The following is a 2,403-nucleotide window of genomic DNA, read 5'->3' as shown; positions in this document are numbered from 1 at the left end:
GCATCGCAGCCAGCGTTGATCGCGGCCAGCGCAGAAGCCGCCGAGATGCCGCTGGTGTCGTGGGTATGGAAATGCACGGGCAAGCCGGTTTCCTCCTTGAGGGCTTTCACGAGCGCAGCAGCGGCCTGCGGGCGGCAGATGCCCGCCATGTCCTTGATGCCGAGGATGTGCACGCCGGCGCTCTGCAGTTCGCGCGCGATTCCCACGTAATAGTTCAGGTTGTACTTAGAACGCGAACCGTCGAACAGATCGCCGGTGTAGCAGATCGCCCCTTCGCACAGCGCACCGCTTTCGCGCACTGCGTCGATCGCCACGCGCATATTGCGCACCCAGTTCAGCGAGTCGAAGACGCGGAAGAGATCCACTCCGGCACTCGCGGCCTGGCTGACGAAGAACCGTACGACGTTATCCGCGTAGTTCGTGTACCCCACTGCATTCGAGCCGCGCAGCAACATCTGGAACAGGATGTTGGGCACCCGCTCGCGTAACTGCGCGAGGCGTTGCCACGGGTCCTCCTTGAGGAAGCGCAGTGCCACATCAAAGGTCGCGCCGCCCCAGCATTCCATCGAAAAGAGCTGCGGGAGCTCGCGCGCGTAGAACGGCGCGATCGGCAGCATATCGGCCGTGCGCATGCGCGTCGCGAATAACGACTGGTGTGCATCGCGCATCGTCGTATCGGTCAGCAGAACCTGCTTCTGGTCCAGCATCCAGCGCGCGAAATTGTCTGGCCCGAGTTCGCGTAACCGGTCACGCGTACCCGGTGGCAACGGGCGCGCGGTGTCGAGAGCCGGCAGCAGCGGCCTCGACATCGGCAACGAAGGCAACGAACGGCCGCTCATCTCCGTATGCCCATTGACGCTTACCTCGCCCAGATAGCGCAACAGCTTGGTCGCGCGGTCACGGCGCTTCGTGAATGCGAGCAGTTCCGGCGTCAGGTCGATGAAGCGCGTCGTGACATCGCCCCGCCCGAATGCGGGATGATTGACCACGTTTTCGAGGAACTGCAGGTTCGACGCGACACCGCGAATCCGGAACTCGCGCAGCGCCCGGTCCATCCGTGCGATCGACTCGGCAGCGGTCGGCGCCCATGTCGTCACCTTGACCAGCAGCGAGTCGTAATACGGCGTGATCACCGCGCCGCCATAGGCGGTGCCGGCGTCGAGGCGAACACCGAATCCCGCGGCGCTGCGGTAAGCGGTGAGCCTGCCGTAGTCCGGCAAGAAACCGTTCTCGGGGTCCTCGGTCGTGATCCGGCATTGCAGCGCGTGGCCATTGAGTGCAATGTCCGGCTGCGCCGGCACGCCCGCCGCGCGCACGCTGACGACACCGCTCTCGTCGAGCGTGTCTTCGATCATGCCGATCCTGCCGCCATCCGTGATACGGATCTGCGCCTTGACGATATCGACGCCGGTGATCAGCTCCGTGACCGTATGCTCGACCTGGATGCGCGGGTTCACCTCAATGAAGTAGAACTGGCCAGAGTCGGCATCCATCAGGAACTCGACCGTACCTGCATGGGTATACCCCACCGCACGCATCAACCGCAGCGCCGAATCGCAGAGCATCGCGCGGCCGGCGTCATCGAGGTAGGGTGCCGGGGCGCGCTCCACTACTTTCTGGTTACGCCGCTGCACTGTGCAGTCGCGCTCATGGAGATGCACGAGATTGCCGTGCAAGTCGCCAAGTACCTGCACCTCGACGTGGCGCGCATTGCGCACCAGCTTCTCCACATACACTTCGTCGTTGCCGAATGCCGCCAGCGCTTCGCGCCGGGCTACGGCGAGCGCGGCTTCGAGATCGTCCTCGCTCTCCAGAACCCGCATCCCTCTTCCGCCCCCGCCCCAACTCGCCTTGAGCATCAGCGGGTAGCCGACTCCGGCTGCGAGACGCATGCACTCCTGCAGATCCTGGGGCAACGGTGGGGTTGCCGGCATCACCGGCACGCCGGCTGCGACAGCCGCGTTGCGGGCCGCCACCTTGTTGCCGAGCATGCGCATGACTTCAGGCGACGGGCCGATCCAGCGGATGCCGGCATCGATGACCGCCTGCGCGAAATCGGGGTTCTCGGAGAGAAAGCCGTAACCGGGGTGGATCGCGTCGACCTTCGCCTGCCTCGCGATACGCAGGATGTCGTCGATGTCGAGATAGGCCGCGAGCGGCTTTTTTCCGTCGCCGACCAGATAGCTCTCGTCCGCCTTGAAGCGGTGGAGAGCAAGGCGGTCCTCCTTCGAATAGATGGCGATCGTGCGGATGTTCATCTCCGCGGCGGCACGCATGACGCGGATGGAGATTTCCGAGCGATTGGCTATCAGCAGGGATCTGATCGGAGGATTGTTCATTGTCTGTAGAGCGAAACAGTCTGGGAGCACAGCCATGCCCTGCGCATCTTGCACGGCACGGCTG

Annotated in this window: 1 protein-coding gene; it reads right to left on the bottom strand. The window is 64.0% G+C overall.

Annotated elements, in window-relative coordinates; genetic code table 11:
• The coding region (locus WCA53_RS23050; protein ID WP_423915925.1) for a pyruvate carboxylase at window positions 1-2,339 on the bottom strand (2,339 nt) is incomplete at its 3' end.
• Between the last annotated feature and the right edge of the window lie 64 nt (window positions 2,340-2,403).

This window comes from Caballeronia sp. (assembly GCF_049581465.1).
In the GTDB taxonomy this organism is placed as follows: Bacteria; Pseudomonadota; Gammaproteobacteria; order Burkholderiales; family Burkholderiaceae; genus Caballeronia.
The sequence above is the reverse complement of the archived record's forward strand: the minus strand, read 5'-3'. Positions and strand labels throughout refer to the sequence as shown.